Origin of the sequence: Pseudoxanthomonas sp. J31 (genome assembly GCF_000510725.1) — a bacterium.
Lineage (GTDB): Bacteria > Pseudomonadota > Gammaproteobacteria > Xanthomonadales > Xanthomonadaceae > Pseudoxanthomonas.
On the sequence record NZ_AZNZ01000004.1, the window covers coordinates 171,685 to 193,549 of the forward strand.

The 21,865-nt window shown below is 75.1% G+C and carries 20 protein-coding genes; 7 read left to right on the plus strand and 13 right to left on the minus strand.

The window, feature by feature from the left end; translation table 11 throughout:
- Window positions 1-54 precede the first annotated feature (54 nt).
- Together PSEJ31_RS0108185 and PSEJ31_RS15855 are read right to left on the minus strand one after the other, a co-directional pair.
- On the minus strand, window positions 55-903 hold the full coding sequence (locus PSEJ31_RS0108185; protein WP_232211003.1) for an energy transducer TonB: 849 nt from the start codon (window positions 901-903) through the stop codon (window positions 55-57).
- 91 nt (window positions 904-994) lie between these two features.
- Window positions 995-1,852, minus strand: coding sequence for a hypothetical protein (locus PSEJ31_RS15855; RefSeq protein WP_083852370.1), 858 nt, complete (start codon window positions 1,850-1,852; stop codon window positions 995-997).
- Window positions 1,853-1,985: 133 nt separating this feature from the next.
- Between PSEJ31_RS15855 and PSEJ31_RS0108195 the strand changes: the two genes are divergently transcribed.
- Window positions 1,986-3,836, plus strand: a complete 1,851-nt coding sequence (locus tag PSEJ31_RS0108195) for a monovalent cation:proton antiporter-2 (CPA2) family protein (protein ID WP_028915181.1) — start codon at window positions 1,986-1,988, stop codon at window positions 3,834-3,836.
- A 21-nt stretch (window positions 3,837-3,857) separates the two neighbouring features.
- Here the strand turns inward: PSEJ31_RS0108195 and PSEJ31_RS0108200 are convergent, their stop codons facing one another.
- Together PSEJ31_RS0108200 and PSEJ31_RS0108205 are read right to left on the minus strand one after the other, a co-directional pair.
- Window positions 3,858-7,172, minus strand: a complete 3,315-nt coding sequence (locus tag PSEJ31_RS0108200) for an ankyrin repeat domain-containing protein (protein ID WP_028915182.1) — start codon at window positions 7,170-7,172, stop codon at window positions 3,858-3,860.
- The gene (locus tag PSEJ31_RS0108205; RefSeq protein ID WP_019397279.1) at window positions 7,165-7,422 is read right to left on the minus strand and encodes a YcgL domain-containing protein; all 258 of its coding nucleotides are present in this window, start codon (window positions 7,420-7,422) and stop codon (window positions 7,165-7,167) included. Before PSEJ31_RS0108205 ends, PSEJ31_RS0108200 begins: the two co-directional genes overlap by 8 nt.
- Window positions 7,423-7,598: 176 nt before the next feature.
- Here PSEJ31_RS0108205 and PSEJ31_RS0108210 point away from each other — a divergent pair, with 176 nt between their 5' ends.
- From PSEJ31_RS0108210 to PSEJ31_RS0108225, 4 genes are all read left to right on the plus strand, one after another.
- Window positions 7,599-8,813 (plus strand): beta-ketoacyl-[acyl-carrier-protein] synthase family protein, encoded by a 1,215-nt coding sequence (locus PSEJ31_RS0108210; protein ID WP_028915183.1) that lies wholly within the window; start codon window positions 7,599-7,601, stop codon window positions 8,811-8,813.
- Entirely contained in the window at window positions 8,810-9,589 is a 780-nt protein-coding gene (locus tag PSEJ31_RS0108215; protein ID WP_028915184.1) for a beta-ketoacyl synthase chain length factor, read from the plus strand. Before PSEJ31_RS0108210 ends, PSEJ31_RS0108215 begins: the two co-directional genes overlap by 4 nt.
- A complete protein-coding gene (locus PSEJ31_RS0108220; RefSeq protein WP_026010218.1) occupies window positions 9,582-10,343 on the plus strand; it encodes a glycosyltransferase family 2 protein in 762 nt (253 codons plus the stop codon). The genes PSEJ31_RS0108215 and PSEJ31_RS0108220 overlap by 8 nt, the downstream gene beginning before the upstream one ends.
- An 82-nt stretch (window positions 10,344-10,425) precedes the next feature.
- Window positions 10,426-11,691 (plus strand): cation:proton antiporter, encoded by a 1,266-nt coding sequence (locus PSEJ31_RS0108225; protein ID WP_037034817.1) that lies wholly within the window; start codon window positions 10,426-10,428, stop codon window positions 11,689-11,691.
- Window positions 11,692-11,701: 10 nt separating this feature from the next.
- Here PSEJ31_RS0108225 and fabG read toward each other — a convergent pair whose 3' ends face one another.
- Genes fabG through PSEJ31_RS0108265 form a run of 8 tightly spaced genes read right to left on the minus strand, consistent with a single transcriptional unit; the run spans window position 11,702 to window position 18,147 of the window.
- On the minus strand, window positions 11,702-12,439 hold the full coding sequence (gene fabG, locus PSEJ31_RS0108230) for a 3-oxoacyl-ACP reductase FabG (protein WP_037034820.1): 738 nt from the start codon (window positions 12,437-12,439) through the stop codon (window positions 11,702-11,704).
- Window positions 12,440-12,472: 33 nt separating this feature from the next.
- Entirely contained in the window at window positions 12,473-12,928 is a 456-nt protein-coding gene (locus PSEJ31_RS0108235; protein ID WP_125077366.1) for a phosphotransferase, read from the minus strand.
- Window positions 12,925-15,267 (minus strand): MMPL family transporter, encoded by a 2,343-nt coding sequence (locus PSEJ31_RS0108240; protein ID WP_028915186.1) that lies wholly within the window; start codon window positions 15,265-15,267, stop codon window positions 12,925-12,927. Before PSEJ31_RS0108240 ends, PSEJ31_RS0108235 begins: the two co-directional genes overlap by 4 nt.
- Before the next feature lie 6 nt (window positions 15,268-15,273).
- Complete coding sequence (locus PSEJ31_RS0108245; RefSeq protein ID WP_019397287.1) at window positions 15,274-15,933, minus strand: LolA-related protein; 660 nt, start codon at window positions 15,931-15,933, stop codon at window positions 15,274-15,276.
- Window positions 15,848-16,858: an acyltransferase gene (locus PSEJ31_RS0108250; protein ID WP_028915187.1), complete on the minus strand. Its 1,011-nt coding sequence runs from the start codon at window positions 16,856-16,858 to the stop codon at window positions 15,848-15,850. Before PSEJ31_RS0108250 ends, PSEJ31_RS0108245 begins: the two co-directional genes overlap by 86 nt.
- Entirely contained in the window at window positions 16,848-17,141 is a 294-nt protein-coding gene (locus PSEJ31_RS0108255) for a polyketide synthase dehydratase domain-containing protein (RefSeq protein WP_019397289.1), read from the minus strand. Before PSEJ31_RS0108255 ends, PSEJ31_RS0108250 begins: the two co-directional genes overlap by 11 nt.
- Window positions 17,142-17,171: 30 nt before the next feature.
- Window positions 17,172-17,852, minus strand: a complete 681-nt coding sequence (locus PSEJ31_RS0108260; RefSeq protein ID WP_028915188.1) for a ketosynthase — start codon at window positions 17,850-17,852, stop codon at window positions 17,172-17,174.
- Between the two features lie 28 nt (window positions 17,853-17,880).
- On the minus strand, window positions 17,881-18,147 hold the full coding sequence (locus PSEJ31_RS0108265) for a phosphopantetheine-binding protein (RefSeq protein WP_037034862.1): 267 nt from the start codon (window positions 18,145-18,147) through the stop codon (window positions 17,881-17,883).
- Between the two features lie 264 nt (window positions 18,148-18,411).
- Here PSEJ31_RS0108265 and PSEJ31_RS0108270 point away from each other — a divergent pair, with 264 nt between their 5' ends.
- Window positions 18,412-19,389, plus strand: coding sequence for a pteridine-dependent deoxygenase (locus PSEJ31_RS0108270; protein ID WP_232207879.1), 978 nt, complete (start codon window positions 18,412-18,414; stop codon window positions 19,387-19,389).
- Window positions 19,390-19,432: 43 nt separating this feature from the next.
- Entirely contained in the window at window positions 19,433-20,758 is a 1,326-nt protein-coding gene (locus tag PSEJ31_RS0108275; protein WP_051403694.1) for a serine hydrolase domain-containing protein, read from the plus strand.
- 18 nt (window positions 20,759-20,776) lie between these two features.
- On the opposite strand, the gene PSEJ31_RS0108280 is transcribed toward PSEJ31_RS0108275, so the two are convergent.
- Window positions 20,777-21,838, minus strand: coding sequence for a patatin-like phospholipase family protein (locus PSEJ31_RS0108280; protein ID WP_051403695.1), 1,062 nt, complete (start codon window positions 21,836-21,838; stop codon window positions 20,777-20,779).
- Window positions 21,839-21,865: the final 27 nt, after the last annotated feature.

Consider the following 21,865-nt stretch of genomic DNA (forward strand, 5'->3'; position numbering starts at 1 on the left):
GAAGCCCCGCCACCGGCGGGGCTTCCTGTTTCCGTCCGGTGGCGCCGGACGGGCCTACAGGCCGCGGCCGGCCGGGGTCAGCATCACCCCGCTCCTGGCGCCCACCGCGTTCACGCTGCCACCGGCCATGGCCTCCAGCGGGCCGCCCTGTTCATCTTCCGGCACCCACGGCACCTTGCGCCGCGGGCCGGGCACGTAGGCCTGCCATTCGCCGTAGCGGTTGCGCTGGTCGAAGGTGAAGGCCAGCGGTACTCGCACCAGCCAGTACTCGCGCCCGGCCTCCGGCCCCTGGGTCGGCACGTTGAATTTCCAGCTGCGCGCGCCGCGCACGGCGGCGCGGGCGAAGATGTCGCGCCGCTTGTCGGCATCGCGCTCGGGCAGGAAGTGCAGGTTGACCTGCTCGTCGGCGGCGTCCAGCACCTTGCCGTCGGGGCCGACCTTGAGCACCAGGTAGACCGTGGCCTCCACGCCGATCTCGGCGGCCGCCTCCGGGTACGGCGGCGGCGGCATCCGCGCCGCCGCCAGGTCGTAGCCACCGCCCTTCTCGACGGGGGTGAAGCTGGCCGCCTGCAGGACGATGCGCATGCCGCCGTCCGCGCTGGGCCTGGCCACCAGGTACAGGCCCATGCGGTTGCGCAGCGCCACCGGCTTGCCGTCCACCACCGGCGGGTCGAATTCCCAGCGCGGGATATGGAAATCCAGGAACCGGCGCACCTCGGCCGGCAACCGGTTGGCGCCGGTGAGTTCGTACTCCAGCGGCTTGCCTTCCGGTCCCACCACGATCGTGCCGGCGACATGGATGCCGGCTTCCGCCTCGGCCTGGCCCGGCGCCGGCTTCCTCGCCCCCAGCGCCACCGCACTGACCGCCCACAGGACACACACCAACCACCACGGACTGCGCATGTTCTCCCCTCCCCTTGGGCCTCCCCTTTGGGCCCCGGCGGAGTCTAGCGCCGTCGCGGCGTCGTCGCCGCAGGGCAGGCCGCGGGGCGGATCAGCCCCCGGCCTGGGCGACCAGCTTCAGCTGGCCGGGCGCATCCGCCACGTGCAGGGTGTTGCCGGCCAGCGACTCCAGTGGCTGGCGGACGTCGGCTTCCCCGAACCAGTCGACCTGGCGCCACGGCCCGACGACGTAGGCCTGCCACTTGCCGTACTGGTCGCCGGCGCCGGGCAGGGCGGACGGGATGTAGTGCACCGGGACGCGCAGCCGCCAGTACGGGAGCCCGGCGAGCTCGCCGCGGGTCGGCGGCTGGAACGTCCATGCGCGCGCCGCGCGCAATGCGTTGCGGGCGAACAGGTCGCGCCATTTCCCTTCGCTGCCCGCGTCGGGAATGAAATGCAGGTTGACCTGCTCGTCCACCGCCTCCACCACCTTGCCGTCGGGGCCGATCCTGAGCGCGACGTAGACCACGGCGCCGCCCCCGTCGCCGGCCGCCAGGGCCGCGCGGGGATACTCCGGCGGGATCAGCCTGCGCCTGCGCAGTTCGTATTCGGTGTCCCGGGCCGCCGGCCGGAACGAGACGCTTCCCAGTTCGAGGCGCATGCCCTCGCCCTCGGGCACCGCCCTGAGGTGGATGTCCATGAGGTTGTCCAGGGCCACCGCGCGGCCCTCCAGCATCGGCGGCTCGAACTGCCAGCGCGGGATATGCAGGTCCAAGAACCGGCGGACCCCGGCCGGCAGCCGGTCCGGATCCTTCAGCTGGTACTCGCTGGGCTTGCCGTCGGGCCCGACGACGATCCGGCCGGAAACCAGCATGCCGGCTTCGACCTGCGGCTCGCCGCCGCCCTCCGCCGCCAGCGCCAGGCCCGCAACCACCCAGAGCACGACTGCCCACCACCATGGACTGCGCATGTGGATCCCTCCCTTGGACCGGCGGCGAGGCTAGCACAGGCCCGTGCCGAACCGCCCGCGCGCACCGCGGACAGCGGCCAGTCACGTCCGGCCGCCCACGCGGCGCCATCCGCGGCGATAATCGGGCCAATCGATGGACGGCACCTTGCCCGGCAACCTGAGTTTCGAACTGGCGCTGGTGCTGCTGGCGGCTGCGATCGCGGTCGTGCCGCTGTTCCGCCGGCTGGGCCTGGTGGCGGTGCTGGCCTACCTGGCCACCGGCGTGCTGCTGGGGCCGCACGGGGTGGGCGCGGTCAGCGACCCGGAGCGGATCCTGGGCGCGTCCGAGCTGGGCGTGATCATGCTGCTGTTCGTGATCGGCCTGGAGGTGTCCCCCGCGCGCCTGGGCCTGCTGCGGCGGCCGGTGTTCGGCGCCGGGGGCGCCCAGGTGTTCGTGTCGGCGCTGTTCCTGGGCGCGGCCCTGTTCTTCTACGGCGTGCACTGGAAGGGCGCGCTGGTGGCCGGCCTCGGCCTGGCCCTGTCCTCCACCGCGGTGGGCCTGCAGATGCTGGGCGAGCGCCGCGAGCTGGGCAGCGACCACGGCCAGCTGGCATTCGCGATCCTGCTGTTCCAGGACCTGGCGGCGATCCCGCTGCTGGCGGTCATCCCGCTGCTGGGGGGTGTCAAGGACGAGAGCCTGACCTGGGCCATGGTCGGGCACGCGCTGGGCGCGCTGGCGCTGGTGTGGTTCGGCGGGCGCCTGCTGATGCGGCGCGGGCTCAAGGTGGTGGCCAGCATCCGCACCCCGGAAGTATTCACCGCCACCGCCCTGCTGGCGGTGCTGGGCAGTGCCTGGATCATGCAGCAGGCCGGGCTGAGCCCCGGCCTGGGCGCGTTCATCGCCGGCGTGCTGCTGGCCGACTCGGAGTACCGGCACGAGCTGGAATCGCAAATCGAGCCGTTCAAGGGCCTGCTGCTGGGCCTGTTCTTCATCGCCGTGGGCATGGGCATCGACCTGGACCGGATCGCCGCCGAGCCCTGGCTCATCGCCGCCGGCGTGGGCCTGCTGCTGGTGGTGAAGTTCGGCGTGCTGCTGGGCATCGGCAAGGTGGCGCGGCTGCAGCCCGGGCACGGCCTGCTGCTGGGCGGCACCCTGTGGCTGGGCGGCGAGTTCGCCTTCGTGGTGTTCCACGAGGCGCTGCGCGTGCGCCTGCTCACCACCGCCGAGTACGACCGCCTGGCGGCGGTGGTCGGCGTGTCGATGGCGCTGATGCCGCTGCTGCTGATGGCGCTGGACCGCTACCTGCACCGGCGGCGCGAGGAGCAGCCGCCGGCGCCGGCGCCACAGTACGACAGCGCCGCGCCCGGGGTCGAGAAGCCGCAGGTGCTGATCGCCGGGGTCGGCCGCTTCGGCCAGATCGTGGCGCGGGTGCTGGCGGCGCAGAAGATCCCGTACGTGGCCCTGGACCGCAGTCCGCAACGGGTGGAGGACGTGCGCCGCAGCGGCGGCCGCATCTTCTACGGCGACCCCACCCGCTCGGACCTGCTGCGCGCCGCCGGCGCCGAGCACGTCAAGGTGTTCGTGATCTGTGCCGACGAGCCGGAGACCACGCTGCAGGCGGTGCGCCTGATCCGCCGCCAGTACCCGCAGGCGCGGGTGCTGGCGCGCGCGCGCGACCGCCAGCACGCCTGGCGGCTGATGGACCTGGGCACCGAGCCCTACCGCGAACTGCTGGGCACCAGCCTGGAAGTGGCCGGGCGGGTGCTGTGCGAGCTGGGCATGCCCGAAGCGCAGGCGGCCGAGCACGTGCGCCGCTTCCGCGCCCACGACGAGGCCCTGCTGCAGGAGCAGTACCTGGTCTACGACGACGAGGACGCGCTCAAGCGCAGTGCGCAGCAGGCACGCGCCGAGCTGGTGCGGCTGTTCGAGGCCGATGCCGGGGCCCCGGCGGTCAGCCGTCCGGCGCAGGACGCGCCGCCGGCCCCGCCCTCCGACAGGGACTGAGCCGCGGCCTTGCCGGCGCGCTCAGTTGCGCGGCTGGTTGAGGAAGCGCGCCATCGACACCCCGGTGGCCTGGTGCGCGGGCACGAACTCGGCGGCCACGTCGACGAAGCCGCGCATCACCGCGATGTCGCGCGGGGTGCGGTTGAGGGTGTCGCGCAGGTCCGGGTCGGCGCCGGCGCGCAGCAGGCGCTGGACCACCGCGCGCAAGCCGTGCAGCGCCGCCAGGTGCAGCGGGCCGAAGCCGCGCGGGTCCTGCGCGTCCAGCGACACGTCCTCCTCCAGCAGGCGCTCCAGGCCGGCCAGGACCACGTTCTCGTCGCAGGCGCTGCCGGGCTCGGCGCGCGCGCCCAGCAGCAGCAGCAGCGGGGTGACCCCGCCGGCGGCCGGCTGGTCGGGCTCGGCACCGGCCAGCAGCAGGGTGTCCAGCAGCGCCAGCAGGCGCGGGCGGTCGCGCCCGGTGAAGCCGTACAGCGCGGCGCAGTGCAGCGGCGCCAGGCCCTGGCTGTCGCCGGCGGAGACATCGGCGCCGGCGGTGAGCAGGCGCGCGGCCACGTCGGCCAGGCCCAGGGCCGAGGCCAGCATCAGCACGGTGACCCCGCCCGGCAGGCGGTGCTCGAGGTCGGCGCCGGCATCCAGCAGGGCCGAGACGATGCCCAGCTGGCGCATGCTCACCGCCGCCGACAGCGGGGTGGCGCCGCTGTTGGCGGCGTGCTGCGGATTGGCGCCGCGCGCCAGCAGCAGGTCCACCACCGCGGCATGGCCGCCGCCGGCGGCGCGCAGCAGGCCGGTGCAGCCCTGGGCGTCGGTGGAGTCGACCGCGAAGCCCAGGTCCAGCAGGCGGCGCACCGCGTCGGCGTCGCCGGCCATCGCCGCGGCCGGGACGTCGGCCGGGCGCAGCGGGCGCCCGGGCAGCTGCCAGCCGCGCCAGTCCAGCCAGTCGGCCAGGTCGCGGCGGCCGCTGGCCAGGGCCACGCCCAGCGGGGTCTGGCCATCGGCGGCACGCGCCTCCGGCGAGGCACCCTGGGCGACCAGGCGCAGCAGCGCCGATTCGCGGCCCAGCGCAGCGGCCAGGTGCAGGGCGGTCATGCCGTGGCTGTCGCGGGCCTCGCGGTCCACGCCGGCGTCCAGCAGGGCGTCCAGCAGGCGCAGCCAGCCCAGGCGCACGGCCAGGGACAGCGCCGGGTCGCCCGCCGGCGAGGGCGCGAACGGATCGGCGCCGGCGCCGAACAGTTCCAGCGCCAGCTGTTCGTGGCCGCGGGCGGCCTCGTCGCGCTGCACGCAGGCGGCGAGGAAGCGGGCCAGGCCGCCGGCGCCGGCCGGCGAGGCACCGTGGCGCAGCAGCAGCTGGATCGCGGCGGCGGCCTCGCCGCCGCGGCCGAGCAGGGCCGACAGCACGGTATGGCCGTCGACCAGGGTTTCCGGATCGGCGCCCTGCTCCAGCAGCCAGGCCAGCGCTTCCGGGCGGGCCTGCAGCTCGCGCTCGTGCAGCAGTCCGCCCAGTTCGGCCGGGCTGCACAGCCGCGCCAGCGCCGGCAGGCCGTCCATGCGCCCGGCCAGCAGGCCTTCGCGCAGCAGCGCCAGCGGCGGGCGCGCATCGGCCTCGGCCGGCGCGGCGGCCACGCTGTCGGCCACCGCCAGCGGCAGCGGGTAGCCCGGGTCGAGCGCGGCCACGATCGCCCAGCGCCCGGCCTCGGCGGCGGCGTCCACCGCGCGGCGGCCGCTGGCATCGGGCACCGCCGGATCCACGCCGGCCTGCAGCAGGCGCCGCACCAGCGGCAGCGAAGGCTGCTCGGCACTGGCCGCCAGCAGCAGCGCGTTGCGCCCGGAGGCGTCCACCGCGGCCACGTCGACCCCGATCGCCAGCAGCTGTTCCAGCACCTCGGCGTGCTGGCCGCGCGCGGCCTCCAGCCAGGGCGTGCGCCCGGCCTCGTCGGCGCGGTGCGGATCGGCGCCGGCGGCCAGCAGCGCCGCCACGATCCCGGCGTGGCCGGCCAGCGCGGCCTCGTGCAGGGCGGTGCGCCCGCCGCGGCCGGTGGCGCCCACCCGCGCCTTGAACTTCAGCAGCAGCTGCACCCCGGCCGGATCGTCCTCGTCGCCGCCGGCCGCGGCCAGCAGCGCCGGCTGGCCACCGGGCGGCTCGGGCCGGGCGCCGCGTTCGAGCAGGAACTTGGCCAGGCGCCAGTTGCCGGCGGCGCAGGCCACGCCCAGCGGCGACAGGCCGTCGTTGTTGAGCGCCTCCAGCTCGGCGCCGGCGTCGCGCAGCAGCGCGGCCACGCCGGGGTCGGTGCTGCGCGCGGCATGGTGCAGCGGGGAATTGCCTTCGGCGTCGCGGGCGCGCGGGTCGGCGCCGTTGGCCAGCAGGGTCATCACCGCCTCGGGGCGGCCGTGCCAGCTGTCGCGGGTGGCGGCCAGCAGCGGGCCGGTGCCGCCGGGCGGGTTGAGGTCGACGCCCTGGGCAATCAGCGCGCGCAGCAGGCGCAGGTCCGGCAGCACCGCGGCCAGCACCGCCAGGCTGCGGCGGTCGCGTTCATCCTCCGGCGGCGGCGCATGCGGGTCGGCACCGGCCTCCAGCAGCTGCAGGGCCTGGTCGACGCGGCCGGCGCGGGCGGCGGCGTACAGCGCCTCGGCCAGCGCGGCCGGATCTTCCGGTGCCGGCGGCAGCGGCTCCGGTTCGGCCTGCAGCAGGGTCGCGGCGAGGAAATCCAGCGGCGCGGCGCGCTCGACCGGGGCCGGGGTGCGCTGCAGCCACAGGTGCAGCGGGATCCCGGCCAGGGCCCAGGCCGCGGCCAGGCCCCAGCGCGTGGCCGGGGCCAGCAGCTGCGGCCAGGCCAGCAGCAGCCAGCCGCCCAGCACCAGGGCGATGGCCAGCGCTGCACCCAGCCCGGACCAGGTATCGGCCTGCTGCTGCGGCAGCCGGCGCCAGGACGCGCCCGGCGCGGCGCCCTCGCCCTCCACGGCGCGCCACACCGGCCAGGTGCGCCACAGTGCGAGCACCAGCAGGGCCGCCATCAGGCTGGTGCCCAGCGCGGCGCCGAGGCTGGCGTGGGCACGCAGCGCCTGCAGCGGCCAGGCCAGCAGCAGCGCCGCCAGGGCCAGCCCGGCGCCCCAGGCCAGCAACGGCCCCGGCAGCGCGGCCGGCAGTGCGCGCGGACTGGCCGGCAGCGCGCGGGTACCGCGCCACCACGACAGGCCCGCGGCCAGCAGCGCCTGCGCCAGCAGGCCGGCGACCACCGCGACCGCGCCACCGAAGCCGGCCAGCGCTGCCAGCAGCACGCCGGCCGCGAGCAGGAACGCGGCCAGCAGCGGGCGGGCGGGACGGGAAACGGGCTCAGCCATGGGCCGCGTCCGGGGTACCGGGGACCGGCGGGAACTGGATGTGGAAGCCCTGCGCGGCCAGGTTGGCGCGCACGACCGCGGCGTCGGCCCGCGCCAGGCGGCGCTCCGGGGTCAACGCGACCTCGAGGACGAATTCCAGCTGGCCAAGGCCCTGCGCCACCGCCGCGGGCAGGCGCGAGAACCCGTCGCGTTCGGCCAGGAATACGTAGGTGTCTGCTCGGCGGCGGCTCTTGTAGACGTAGGCTTGCATGCGCGCGGTCGCGCCCGGCCCCGGGGGAAACGTAAGAACCTCGGGATTGTGGAGGAAATGTCGCAGGTGCGGAAGCGCGGCAATGCCTGGGGCGTCGTTCATCCTGGTGAAGCCGGCAGGCACGCGGCGGCAACAGGCGCAGTGGCTATACTCCCGCGCCTCCTGCCCGCCAGTCGCTGCCCTTGCTCACGCACTCCCGTCCGGCGCCCGTCGCGCCCGTGGCCATCACCGCCTTCACCGCCACCACCGCGCTTGGCGCCGGGCTGCAGGCGCAGCACGAGGCGCTCGTGCAGCGCCGTGGCGGACTGCGCCGCAACGACCTGCCGGGGCGGCCGCTGGAGTGCTGGATCGGCCGGGTCGAGGGCGTGGAAACGGTGGAACTGCCGGCGGCGCTGGAAGGCTGGCAGTCGCGCAACCACCGCCTGGCCTGGCTGGGCCTGCAGCAGGACGGCTTCCTCGAGGCCGCGCGCGAGGCCGTGGCGCGCCATGGTGCGGCGCGGGTGGCGGTGGTGATCGGCACTTCCACCTCCAGCATCGGCGAAACCGAGGAGGCCTATACCCGGCTGGAGGACGGCCGCTTCCCGGCCGACCTGACGCGGCTGAAGGTGCACTGCCCGGACGCCGCCTCCGGTTTCGTGGGCGCGGCCACCGGCGCCGCCGGCCCGACCCTCACCGTGGCCACCGCCTGCTCCTCCAGCGCCAAGGTGTTCGCCCATGCCGCGCGCCTGATGCAGGCCGGCCTCGCCGATGCAGCCATCGTCGGCGGCGTGGACACCCTGTGCGGCAGCGTGCTGTACGGCTTCAACGCGCTGCAGCTGGTCTCGGCGCAGCCCTGCCGGCCGTTCGACGCCGCGCGCGACGGTTTGTCGCTGGGCGAGGCCGCCGGCTTCGCCCTGCTCGAACGCCAGGCCGAACCCGCCCGCGTGCGCGCCTGGCTGTCCGGCTACGGCGAATCCTCCGACGCCTACCACATGTCCTCGCCGCACCCGGAAGGCCTGGGCGCGCGGCGGGCGATGCAGGACGCGCTGGCGCGTGCCGGCCTGGCGCCGGACGACATCGGCTACCTGAGCCTGCACGGCACCGCCACCCCGGCCAACGACAGCGTCGAGGCGGCGGCGGTGGCGGCGCTGTTCCCGCCAACCCTGCATGCCAGCTCGACCAAGGGCTGGACCGGCCATACCCTCGGCGCGGCCGGCATCGTCGAGTCCGCGTTCGCGCTGCTGGCGCTGGAGCACGGGCTGTTGCCGGGCACCCTCAACAGCGCCGTGCCCGACCCGGTGTGCGGCCCGCAGATCCGTTTCGACAATGCCCGCGCCGACATCGCCCATGCGATGAACAACGCCTTCGGCTTCGGCGGCAACAACTGTTCGCTGGTGTTCTCGCGCCCATGACCACGCCCCTCACCGCCGCGATCGAAGGCATCGGCCTGTGGGCCCCGGGCGTCCCGTCCTGGGAGGCCTTCGTCGGCCTGCACCGCGGCGCCGGGGCGCCGGAAGCGGCGCCCGCGCGGCCGGCACCCACGCTGCTGCCGCCCAACGAGCGCCGGCGCGCGCCGGACACGGTGCTGGTCGCGCTGCAGGCGGCCCAGGCCGCGTGCGAGGCCGCCGGCCGCGACCCGGCCAGCCTGCCCTCGGTGTTCACCTCCACCTACGGCGAGCTGGCGATCACCGACAACATGTGCGCCACCCTGGCGCGCGCCCCCACCGAGGTCTCGCCGACCCGCTTCCACAATTCCGTGCACAACGCCGCCGCCGGCTACTGGACCATCGGCACCGGGGCGATGGAGCCGGCCACCGCGATCAGCGCCGGCCAAGCCAGCTTCGCCATGGGCCTGGTGGAGGCGCTGGCGCAGCTGGAGGCCGGGGCGCAGGCGGTGCTCCTCGTCGCCTACGACGGCCCGGCGGTGGGCCCGCTCAACGATGTGCTGGACAGCCAGGGCCTGCTTGGCGTGGCCCTGGTGCTGGCGCGGCCGGCGGCCGGCGACCGCCTGCGCCTGTCGCTGCAACCGGGCGAGGCCACGCCCGCGGCGCCGCCGGCCGCGGTGGCCGCCGGCAACGCCATGGCCCCGGCGCTGGTGCTGCTGGAGGCGATCGCCGCCGACGCCGCGCAAGCGGTGGTGGCCGCCGGCGACGGCCGCGGCCTGCGCATCGGGCTGGGCCATGGCTGATCCGCGCAGGACCGCAGTGGTGATCCCGGCCCTCAACGAAGTGCTGCGGATCCGCGACGTCGTCACCCAGACCCTGGCGCACTGCCCATGGGTGATCGTGGTCGACGACGGCTCCACCGACGGCACCGCCGAGCGCCTGCGCGATCTGCCGGTGACCGTGCTGCGCCACGGCCTGCGCCGCGGCAAGGGCGCGGCCCTGCGCACCGGTTTCGCCGAGGCGCTGGCGCGTGGCGCCACCGGGGTGCTGACCATCGACGGCGACGGCCAGCACGACCCCTCCGACCTGCCGCGCCTGCTGGCCGCGGCGGCGCGCCACCCCAACCACATCATCATCGGCGCGCGCCTGCGCCACCGCGCCGCGGCCCCACGCCTGCGGCGCATGGCCAATGCCTTCGGCGACTGGGGCGTGAGCTGGGGCGCCGGCTACCGCATCGCCGACAGCCAGAGCGGCCAGCGCTACTACCCGGCGGCGGTGGTCGCGCTGCAGGACGTGCCCGGCGAGGACTTCGTGTTCGAGGCGCAGCTGCTGATCTCCGCCTCGCGCCAGCTGGGCATCCGCAGCGTGGCGGTGCCGGTGGAGACCCGCTACCGCGGCCAGGACGGCGGCCCGCTGCGGCGCAGCCATTTCCGCCCGCTGCGCGACCTGTACCGGATCACCTCGCACGTGGTGCGCCAGGTGCTGGCCCATGGCGACGTGTGGCGCGAGTATGCGCGGGTGCGCGCCCAGGTGCCGCAGATCGACACCACTCCCTGAAGCGAACCGTTTCACGGCCAACCGTGTTTGGCCCGCGGCCGCGTGCGGGCTATAAGGGCCTGTCCGCGCACGGGGAGTAGCGATGACGGGGTTGCTGCTGTTCCAGATCGCCATCGTCCTGGTGGCCGCACGGGCCTGCGGCGTGCTGCTCGCGCGCCTGGGCCAGCCGCCGGTGATCGGCGAGATGGCCGCCGGCATCCTGCTGGGCCCGGTGGTGTTCGGCGCGGCCATGCCCGAACTGCACGCCGCGCTGTTCCCGGCCGCCTCGCTGCCCGGGCTGTCGGCGCTGGCAACCCTGGGCCTGGTGCTCTTCATGTTCGTCATCGGCGTGGAGATGCGCGCGCCGGAAGGCGCGCGTGCGCAGGTGCTGGCCGCGGCGCGGGTGGCCGGGCTGTCGGCGCTGCTGCCGTTCCTGCTGGCGCTGGCGGCGGCGCCGCTGCTGCACGGGATGCTGGCGCCGGAAGGCGTGGCCTTCTGGCCGTTCGCGCTGTACCTGGGCGTGGCCCTGTCGGTGACCGCGTTCCCGGTGCTGGCGCGGATCCTCAAGGACCGGCGCATGCAGCACACCGCGGTCGGGCGGCTGGCGCTGTCGGCGGCGGCGCTGCTGGACGTGGGCGCATGGATCGCGCTGGCGCTGCTGGTGGCGCTGACCGGCGGCGACGGCTATGCCGGCCTGGCCCGCACCCTGGCCGGCCTGGCCCTGCTGCTGGTGCTGGTGTTCGGCCTGCTCAAGCCGCTGTTCGCGGCGATGCTGCGCCGGCATGCCAGCGATGGCCGCCCATCCGGCACGGTGCTGGCGGCGCTGCTGGTGGGCCTGTTCGCCTGCGCCGCGGCCACCGAGTGGCTGCAGCTGCACGCGGTATTCGGCGCGTTCCTGTTCGGCGCCTGCCTGCCGCGCGACGACCGCCTGATGCACGCCCTGGTCGAGCGCATCGAGCACCTGGCCCTGGTCCTGCTGATGCCGCTGTTCTTCGCCGTGGCCGGCATGGGCACCACCGCCGACGCGTTCACCGCCACCGGCGCCGGGGCGCTGCTGCTGATCCTCGGCGTGGCGGTGCTGGGCAAGCTCGCCGGCGGCGGCCTGGGCGCGCGCCTGTCCGGCTATCCGCTGCGCGACAGCCTGGCGGTGGGTTCGCTGATGAACGCGCGCGGCATGATCGAGCTGATCGTGATGAAGGTCGGCCTGGATGCCGGCCTGATCGGCCCGGAGCTGTTCACCCTGCTGTTGCTGGTGGCGCTGTGCACCACGCTGATGACCGGGCCGCTGCTGGCCCTGCTGGCGCGGCGCGATGCGCGCGCCGGGGTGGAGGCCGCGGCGGCCACGCCGCAGGACGGGGGCGGCACCTGAGGGCAGGCCTTCAGCCCATGCCGCCGTTGACCCCGATCACCTGGCCGTTGACGTAGCCGGCCGCCTCCGAGCACAGGAAGGCGACCAACGCCGCCACTTCCTCCGGGCGCCCGGCGCGCGCGGCCGGCACCATCTGCCGGATCGCCTCGGGGCTGAACGTGCCGGCGGTCATCGAGCCTTCGATCACGCCCGGCGCCACGACGTTCACCGTGATCCCGCGGCTGCCCATCTCCCGCGCCAGCGACTTGCTGGCGCCGTGCAGCGCGGCCTTGGCCGCGGCGTAGTTGGTCTGGCCGCGGTTGCCCAGCACCGCCGCCACCGAGGACACGCTGACGATCCGGCCCCAGCGCCCGCGCGCCATCGGCAGCAGCAGCGGCCGGGTGACGTGGAAGAAGCCGTGCAGGGAGACGTCGATCACCCGCTGCCACTGCGCAGCGCTCATCCCGGCCATGGGCGCGTCGTCGTGGATGCCGGCGTTGTTGACCAGCACGTCGATCCGGCCCTCGGCCAGCAGGGCCTCGATCGCCGCGCCGGTGGCGGCGCCGTCGGCCACGTCGAAGGCCACCGCCCGGGCGCTGCCGCCGCGTTCGCGGATCGCCGCGGCCACCGCCTCGGCGCGGGCCAGGTTGGTATTGGCGTGGACGATCACCGCCATGCCGGCATCGGCCAGGGCATGGCAGATCGCGCCACCGATGTCGCCGCTGCCGCCGGTGACCAGGGCGCGGCGCTTGGGAGTCGTCAGGTCCATCGCGGCATTTTGCCAGCGCGCGCGGCGCTGGCGTCAGCCACCAGCCAGCGCGCTGCCGAGCATGGCCGCGGCGCGACCGCTGGCGATGACCTGGCCGCCATGCAGGATGCGGAACGCATACTGCTGGCTGGCCTCGCTGGCGGCCAGCAGTTCCGCCTCGCATTCCAGCGCCCCGGGCAGGTCATCGATGCGGGCAACCGCCAGTTCGATCCCGTGCAACGCCACCAGCACGCCCGGCGCGGCGCGCCCCCCTTCCGTGCCGGCCAGCAGTCCGCCATGCACGGCCATGGCCTGGGCGCCGTACTCGCACAGCGCCAGCGCCGGCAGGCGTCCACGCGCGCGCAGCGGATGCGCCGGATCGCGGTGGTTCCAGGCGCGCACGCGGATGCTGCGCGCGTCCCAGGCCAGCACTTCGTCCCACAGGCACATCGCACCCTGGTGGGGCACCAGGGCGAGGATGCCCGCGCGGCCGGGCAACGGTCGGTTCATCGGGTTTCCTCCGCGGGGCTGCGCGCCACCAGCACCGCCAGCACGAAGTTGCCGACCACGCCCAGGGCCACGGTGCTGCCGATCGCGCGCAGCACCGGGATCGAGGACAGCGCCAGCAGGCCAAACACCAGGGCGGTGGTCAGGCTGCACACGATCACCGCGTGCAGGGTGCGCAGCTGGTCGGCGCGGTCGTCGCCGGCATGGTCGAAGAACAGGGCGTAGTCCAGGCCCAGGCCGGCGGCGAGGATCAGCGAGACCAGGTGGAACAGGTTCAGCTCGACGCCGCAGCCGCGCAGCACGGCCAGGATCAGCAGGGTGGTCAGGGCCATCGGCGCCAGCACCCGCAGCACGCGGCGGCGGTCGCGCAGCGCGGCCACGACCACGCCGGCCAGCAGCAGCGCCGCCACCGCCAGCGCGCCCAGCAGGCGCAACCGCCACTGCGCCACCAGCGATTCGGAGGCCTGCTTGAGGTCCAGCAGCTGCGCGCCCGTGCCGGCCACTGCATCGGCCACGGCCTGCGGATCGGCAAGGCCCGACAGCGACACCAGCGCGGTGGCGTGGTCCTCGCCACGCACCAGGAGGCCGCCGACCGCCAGTTCCAGCGGCGTGCCGGCCAGGTCGTCCACGCCCAGCGGCGGCGCAGCGCGGGCGGCGGCCACGTCCCCGAGGAAGGGCTCGAAGGCATCGGGCAGGAACGGCGAACCGTCCAGTGCCTCTTCCAACGAGGCGCGCAGCGTGTCCGCGTCGGGCAGTCGCGCCTGGCGCGCACGTTGCAGGGCGGCGCTGGGCAGGTAGCGCGCGGCCAGGTCGTAGCCGGCCAGCACGCCGCGTGCCTGCAGTTCCCGCAGCGCGGGCAGCAACTGCTCGGAGCGCTGCAGCGCGCTTTCCACGTCCACGTCCTGGATCGCCAGCATGTAGCGCACGTCCGGCGCCCCCAGCTCGGCGCGCAACTGCGCGTCGCGCTGCAGGTCGGCCGGCGGCACCGGGGTCAGGCGCGACAGGTCGTTCTCCCAGAACGGACCAGGCGCGAACAGCGCCACCGCCGCGGCGGCGACCGCCAGCGCGGCCAGGCTGCGGCGCGGACGCGGCAGGTTGGCGAGGCCGCGCCAGAGGCGTGCCAGGCGTGCCGAATCGGCCGGGTCGCGGCGCGCCGGCGTCACCAGCCGCGGCAGCAGCCAGCGGGTCGAGGCGGCGGCCACGCCCAGGCCGGCGATGGTGAACACCGCCAGCTGCTGCAGGCCCTGCACGCCGGAGAACAGGAAGGTCGCGTAGGCGATGCAGGTGGCCAGCACGCCGGTGACCAGGGTCGGCCACAGCGCGCGCACGCTGGCCACCGGCGATTGTCCGGGACGCAGGTGGCTGAAGAAGTGGATCGGATAGTCCTGGGCCACGCCGATGAGGGTGAAGCCGAAGGCCACGGTGATGCCGTGCACGCCGTCGAACAGCAGTGCCACCGCCCCCAGGCCAGCCAGGCCGCCACTGGCCAGCGGCAGCGCGCCCAGCAGCGGGATGCTCCAGCGCCGGTAGGCAAGGCCCAGCAACAGCAGCAGGCCGACGGTGTCGACCGTGCCGATCCACGAGACCTCGCGCTCGGTGCGCTCGCGGATGGCCACGGCGAAAGCGCCGGGGCCGCTCATCTCCAGCCGGGTCGCCGCGCCTTCGGGGCGGCTGGCTTCGAACGCGGCCTGGATTGCCGCCACCGCCGCCTGCTGGGCGGCGCTGTCGAAGCCGGCGGCGGTGGTCTGCACCAGCAGCAGGGCCCGTTCCCCGGCCTGGTCGAACCACACGCCGTGGCGGCGCCCGGGCGCCTGCGCCGGCTGCCAGGCCTCGGCCAGGCGCAGGATTTCCAGGGTGGGGTCGGAGGGCAGCAGCGGCTCGACCAGGTCGGCCGCCGGCGAACCAAGGTCCTGCAGCCGCTGCTCCAGTTCCTCGCGCAGCGTCCCCGCATCCAGCGACTGCGCCTGCGGCGCGGGCGAGAGCAGGTAGCGGTACGGGCGCAGGCCTTCGGGCACCGCCTCCAGGCCGGCGTCCTCGCCGTTGGCGACCAGCGCGATGCCGGGCCGCGCGGCCAGCTCCACCGCCAGCGCGCGCGAATGCGCGGCCAAAGTCCCGTCGTCGGCGCCGGACAGGGCCAGCAGCAGCAGGCGCGAGCCCGGGCCCTCGCCCAGCTCGTCCACCAGCAGCACCTGCGCCGGCGTGCGCGGGCTGGGCAGGAAGCGGCGCAGGTCCTCCTCCATCCGCAGTCCACGCGACAGCAGCCAGCCGCCCAGCGACAGCAGCGCCACCCAGCCCAGCAGCAGGGCCAGGCGCGCGCGGCCGCGCGGTTCGCGGAAACCCATGCGCGCTTACTCCGTGGCGCCGTGGCAGAGCGCGGCCAGGGCCTGCGCGTCCTCGACCCCGGCCGCGGCCGCGGCGGCGCCGGCCATCAGCGTGCGCTGCGGCTCGCCGCGCACCGGATGGCTTTCCACGCACAGCAGTTCGGCGTTTCGGCCATGCACCTCGATCCGGGCCAGCGAACGCGCCAGCTTCGGGTCGCGCGGCTGCAGGCGCAGGGTCCAGGCCTGCAGGGTGCCGGCGGACTGCACCTGGTAGGTGCGCTGCAGGCGCTCCAGGTCGCCCGCCAGCAGCGCGCCGAAGCCGTCCTGGATCGCCTCCAGCTCCGGCACCTGCTGCAGCGACACCCGCCGCGGCGCGCGCCCGGCACGCTCGATCACCGCCTCGCCGGCGGCCAGCGTGGTGGTTTCCGCGTACGGCACCCGCACCTCGCGCACCAGGCGGCCGTCGGCCTCGCGCCGGTACTGGCCCTCGATGCGTAGCGGCTTGCGCAGCATCGCCGACTGCCGCACCTCCACGAACCCGGTGTGGCTGGGCGCCGGCTGCGCCACCGCGCGCAGGATCGCCGCCGGGGCCGGCGCGGTCTCAGCGGCTGCCGGCAGCGCGGTCGCGCATGCCAGCAGCAGGGCCGGCAGCAGGCGCCGCGGCGCCGGTCGGGAGGGATGCGTCATCGTCGTTCCAGAAGTCGAAGAAGTTGAACCAGTTGTACTCGGCACCGCGGGCGTAGTGCTCCAGGCGCGCGGCATAGGCCGCCACCTGTTGCCGCAACCACTCCGCGCGCCCTTCGCGCCCCGGCGGCGGCGTGGCCACCGGATCGAGGAAAGGCTCGAAGCACAGTTCGTAGCGGTTGCCGCCGCGGTACAGGCCGAAGCACAGCAGCACCGGTGCGTGCAGCGCCAGCGCCAGCCGCCACGGCGTCAGCGGCAGCCGCGCCGGGTGGCCGAGGAAGGGCACGGCCACGGTTTCCTCGTGGCCATGGACGCGGTCGACCAGCAGCGCGACCAGGGCGCCCTGCTGCAGCGCGTGCTGCATCTCCAGCGCGATCGCCGGTCCGGGCAGGGCGCCGTCGATCACCCCGGCGGCCAGCGCCGGGTCCAGCGAATCGAACACTTCGGTCAGCACCGGGTTCTGGCCGCGGTCCAGCACGATCCGCACCTGCAGCCCGGGGCGCCGCCGCGACAGCACCCGCAGCGCGTCGAAGCTGCCCAGGTGCGAGCCGAACAGCAGCGCGCCGCGGCCCTGGTCCAGCAACGCCTCCAGGTGCTCCAGGCCATGCACGTCGATGTCGAACACCTCCATGCGCCCGCCCAGCAGGAACACCCGGTCCAGGATCGTGGCCGAGAAGGTGTGGATGTGCCGCGCCACCTGCCACAGCGAGGCGCGGCGGCCGCGCACCCGCGACAGCCAGGAGCGCGAGGCGCGGCGCTCGGCGCCACGCATGCACAGGAAGTAGGCCACGATCGGGTACAGGCACAGCCGCGCCAGGCCGCGGCCGCCGCCGCGGGCGATCCCGAGGATCAGCCGGATCATGGCCCGGTTGCCGCCCTCCGGGCGCTGCTTCCACGCCGCCGTGGGCTTGCCCGGCTCAGCGGCCATCGCCGGCCTCCGCGCGCAACTGGCCGCTGGCCAGCACGGTGTCGCCGCGGCGCACCTGGAAGCGCCAGGCCGGCGGTGCGCCGTCCAGCACCACCTCGGCCTCCTCGCCGGGCAGCAGCGGATGCAGGAACTTCACCTGCGGCAATTGCAGCGGCCCCTGCGTGCCATGGGCGGCTTCCACCGCCTCCAGCACGCGCTCGAGCAGGACCACGCCGGGCACCAGCGGGCGCCCGGGGAAATGCCCGTCCAGGCACGGATCATCGGCGGGAATGGTGAAACGCATCGGCAAAGGATAGCCCGCCGCGGCCGCGGCTCAGCCCAGCAGGTCGCGCCAGAACTTCGGCCCCAGGGCCGCCATCTGGCGCAGGAAGTCCAGGCCGTTGCGGTAGGGCTGGCGCGGGAAGCGGCGCTTGCGCCAGGCGAATTCGCCGAGCATGAAGCCGCCGACCACGCCGTAGTTGAGCAGGTTGGCGAACCAGGACCAGGCCTGCGGCGAAACCGCCAGCGGCGGCGTGCGCCCCAGGGCATGCAGCACCCCGCCCGGCTCCGCCCACAGCGCCAGCAGCGCATTGGCCACGGTCAGCAGGGCCAGCACCCCGGCCCAGCCGGCGGTGAGCCGGCGCGCGTAGGTTTCCAGTTCGGCGGTCATCGGCTGCCCGGCGCGCTCGTGCAGCGCGCGCACGATGCGCGCGATCAGCGGCACCCGCCCGCCCCACAGGCTGCGAGCGAACCACCACGCCAGCCAGCCGGTGAACAGCACCGGCGGTGCAAGCAGCAGCAGCTGCGGCCAGGGGCCGCCGTCGAGCCGGGCCAGGCCGGCCAGCAGCAGCCCCAGCAGGGCCAGGGCCCAAAGCCGCCGCCTCAGCAGCGGCGCGGCCAGCAGCAGCAGGACCAGGTCGGCCAGGGCGAAGCTGGCCCAGGGCCCACCGCGGGTGGTGGCGGCATGGGCCAGGAACGGATAGGCCACGCACAACAGCAGCTGCAGCGGCAGCAGCAGGGCCGGCGCGGCGCCGCGCGGGGTCTCAGCCGGCGCGCTGGGACTGCACATGTGCCGCCAGCGCGCGCAGCGAGGCGAAGATGCGGTGGTTGTCCTCGCCGTCCGAGCGCAGCTGCACGCCGTAACGCTTGGCCACCGCCAGCGACAACTCCAGCGCGTCGATCGAGTCCAGCCCCAGGCCGTCGTTGAACAGCGGCGCTTCCGGGTCGATCCCGTGCGGATCGACGCCCTCCAGGTTGAGGCACTCCACCAGGAGTTCGGCCAGTTCGCGCTCGGCTTCGGTCTGCGGCATTGCTTTGTCCACGGTCATGCAGGGCCGGCAACGATCCGGCATTGGCCGTTCCCGCGCAAGCCCGCGAAGGCCCAAGCGCGGGCCTGACGGGCCTCGCGCTATCATGTGCGCCCTTCCAGCAATGCCCGGTTTCCAGCGCATGACCGAGAACGACCCGACGGCCCCTCCGACCGCGCCGACGGCGCCCGCGGAGGAGGCAGGCGTGGTCGCGCCGGGAGGCCGGCCGTGAGCCGCCCGCTGCCGCTGCCCGGTTCCGACGCCTGCCTGCGGGTCGGCTACGCCCCGGCCCACACCCTGCAGGCGCAGCTGGACGACCCGCGGACCCTGGCCGTGTTCGGCTTCGGCGCCGGCGCGGCGGCGCATGCCGACCCGCGCTACCTGCGCGTGCCCCTGCAGCCGCTGCAGGACGAGGCGGTGATCGAGGTGTGGCGCGCCGCCGGCCCGGTCAGCCACGGCCGCCAGGGCGAAGTGGCCTGGGCCAGCGACGGCCGCCTGCTGTTCGGCGCCGTGGAAGTGGCCGAGCCGGACGGCGGCGACATCGAGGCCGCCGCGCGCCAGGCCTACCTGTGCATGGGCGCGTTCCTCGCCGCCGCCCCCGCCGGCCACCTGCTGCGGGTGTGGAACTACATGGACGCCATCACTCTGGGCGAGGGCGACGAGGAGCGCTACCGCCGCTTCTGCGTCGGCCGCGTCGCCGGCCTCGGCCAGCTCGACGCCACCCGCCTGCCGGCCGCCACCGCGATCGGCCGCTGCGACGGCCGCCGCGTGCTGCAGGTGTACTGGCTGGCCGCCGCCGGTCCCGGCACCCCGCTGGAGAATCCGCGCCAGGTCAGCGCCTACCGCTACCCGCGCCAGTACGGGCCGCAGCCGCCGAGCTTCGCCCGCGCCATGCTGCCGCCCACCGGCAGCGACATGCCGCTGCTGCTGTCCGGCACCGCCGCCATCGTCGGCCATGCCTCGCAGCACGCCGGCTCGGTCGAAGCCCAGGTGGACGAGACCCTGGCCAACATCGGCGTGCTGATCGCCTCGGCACGCCGGATCCGGCCCTCGCTGCCGCCCGCGCCGGACGCGGCCACCCCGCTGAAGGCCTACGTGCGCCACCCCGGGGACGCCGCGGCGGTGGCCGCGCGCCTGGACCAGCACCTGGGGCGGCAGGTGCCGCGCCTGCTGCTGCACGCCCAGGTCTGCCGCCGCGAACTGCTGGTGGAGATCGACGGCGCCCACGGCGTGCCGCTGGTCTGAACCCGACCCCGGGGCGTTGCAGCCCGGTGGTGCGCGTGGCCTGATGGCGGGCATCGTCCGCCACCGGGAGATCGCCATGCCGCGCCTGCGCACCTGTCTGTCCGCCCTGCTCCTTGCCTGCGCCTTCGCCGCCGGCGCCACCCCGCCCGGCTTCGACGGCCGCGCCGGGGTCGCCCGCGTCGACCAGGCGCGCATCGACGCGGCGCTTTCCGGGCTGGTCGACTCCGGCCAGATCGTGGGCGTCTCCGCCCTGGTCTGGCAGGACGGGCGCGAGGCCTACTTCGGCGCCTTCGGCCTGGCCGACCGCGAGGCCGCGCGACCGATGGCGCGCGACACCCTGGTGCAGATCTTCTCGATGACCAAGCCGGTCACCGGCGTGGCCCTGATGCAGCTGTACGAGCAGGGCCGCTTCGGCCTGGACGACCCGGTCTCGCGCTACCTGCCCGAGTTCGCCGCGACCCGGGTCTACGGCGGCACCGATGCCCAGGGCCAACCGCTGCTGCTGGAGCCGCGGCGGCCGATCACGATCCGCGACCTGCTGCGCCACACCGCGGGCATGGCCGGCGGCGACGCGCCCGAACCGGTGGGCGGCTACTACCGCGCCGCCGATCCGGACAACCTCGACAACACCCTGGAGGAAGCCGTGCGGCGCATGGCCGGGGTGCCGCTGCTGTACCAGCCGGGCGAGCAGTGGCTGTACTCGCCGGCGGTGGACGTGCAGGCGCGCCTGGTCGAGGTGCTGTCGGGCATGCCGTTCGGGCAGTACCTGCAGCGCCACGTGTTCGGCCCGCTGAAGATGAAGGACACCCGCTACACCCTGCGTCCGCAGGACCGGCCGCGCATGGCCGCGCTGTACCGGCGCAGCGACGACGGCGTGCTGACCCGCATCCCCGACGAACAGGCCTATGCCCTCAACGGCCGCCAGCGCAAGCTCACCCCGGGCAGCTGGGGCCTGGTCTCCAGCCTCGACGACTACATGCGCTTCGCGCGCATGCTGCTGGGCGGCGGCGAGCTGGACGGGGTGCGGGTGCTGCAGCCGGCCACGGTGCGGCTGATGGCGACCGACGCGCTGCCGGCCGCGGTCGGCCCGGGCGAGCGCTCGTGGCTGCCGAGCAAGGGCCAGGTCGGCTTCGGCATCGACTTCGCCGTGCGCGTGGCACCGCCGGCCGATGCGGAGGAAGCTTCCGGCGAGGTCGGTGAGTTCTTCTGGGACGGGGTGGCCAATACCCTGTTCTGGGTGGACCCGGCCAACCAGCTGGCGGCGGTGCTGTTCGCGCAGTGGCTGCCGTTCGGCAAGGTGCCGCTGCACAAGGCCTTCCGCGACGCGGTCTACGCCGACGATTCCTCCGCCGCCGCGCCGCGGCCGTAGCCGCGCGCGCCGGCGCGCTCAGTTGGCCGCCGGGATGCAGTCACCCTGGTCGCGGCCCAGGCCGAAGCGCGGACGCGGCTTGCACGGCGGCAGCTGCGGCGCCTGCGCGGCGGCCCGCTTCGCCGCCTCGGCGCGCGCGGCCTGCAGGCGCTGCGCCTTGAACTTGTCCAGCGCCGCGCGGATCTGCGGCAACGCCGCCAGCGCGGCCTTCTCGCCCTCGAGGATGGCCTGGTTGCGGCGGGTGAAGTCGGCCGAGCCGTAGTCGAGCACATTCGGGCGGATCACCACGTCGGCGCGCGCCAGCTCCTGCTCGCCCAGGCGCTGGCCCATGATCGAGATCGACTGGTTGACGATGCCCAGCATGCCGTCCGGGCGCTTGCCGGTGGCCTTGCTGGAAATGTCCACGGCGATGACGAAGTCGGCGCCCAGCTGGCGCGCCGCGTCCACCGGCACCGGGCTGACCACGCCGCCGTCCACGTACTGGTACTGGCCGATGGTCACCGGCTCGAACACGCCGGGGACGCTGCTGGAGGCGCGCACCGCCTGGCCGGTGTTGCCACGCACGAACACGGTGCGCTCGCCGGTCTCCAGGCGGGTGGCGACCGCGGCGAACGGCTTGCGCAGGCGCTCGATCGGGCGCTTGCCGACCTGCGCGTTGACGTAGTCCTGCAGGGCCACGCCCTGGATCAGGCCGCCGGAGAACAGGCGCACGTCGCGGATCTTGGCCTCGTCCAGCGCCACCGCCTTCTCCTGCAGCTGGAACGGGTCCATGCCGCCGGCGTAGAGCGCGCCGACCACGCTGCCGGCGCTGGTGCCCGCGACCACGTCCGGGGCCAGGCCGTTGGCCTCCAGCATCTTGATCACGCCGATGTGGGCGAAGCCCTTGGCCGCGCCACCGCCCAGGGCCAGGCCGATCTTCGGCGGCGGCAGCACCGGGTCGGGCACGACCGGCGCCACCGGCTGCGGCGGGGTCGGGCGGGTGTTGTCGCCACCGCAGGCCGCCAGCAGCACGCCGGCCAGCAGCGGCAGCAGCAGGCGCCAGCGGCGCGGGCGGGAACGACGGGAAGCAGGCTGGTTCACGGCGGGACTACGGGAGCGGACGGGATT